Source organism: Pseudomonas sp. NY11955 (assembly GCF_048068035.1).
Taxonomy (GTDB): Bacteria; Pseudomonadota; Gammaproteobacteria; order Pseudomonadales; family Pseudomonadaceae; genus Aquipseudomonas.
Map to the genome: position 1 here is coordinate 1 of NZ_JBLUPS010000071.1, position 265 is coordinate 265.

The window sequence follows — 265 nt, forward strand, 5'->3', positions numbered from 1 at the left end:
ATCCACCAGCAGTGAAACTGGTGTTCAGTCTATATCTATCACATATCCGAATTTTTAAAGAACGATCTGACAAAAGTCAGAAATCAACATTCGATCTGAATGCTCATTTCTAAGCTCTGATCAAGTGCAACATTAGGCCTTTAGAGGCCTTACGTCTTCAACCATGAATCAAGCAATTCGTGTGGGAGCTCATCAGCAGGCTGATGTCGTCGATTAAGGAGGTGATCCAGCCGCAGGTTCCCCTACGGCTACCTTGTTACGACTT

At 44.2% G+C, this 265-nt stretch carries 1 rRNA gene; it reads right to left on the reverse strand.

Going from position 1 to position 265, the window contains the following annotated elements:
* Positions 1-214: 214 nt before the first annotated feature.
* Positions 215-265: ribosomal RNA gene (locus ACNFBR_RS29320) — 16S ribosomal RNA — on the reverse strand; the annotation flags it as partial.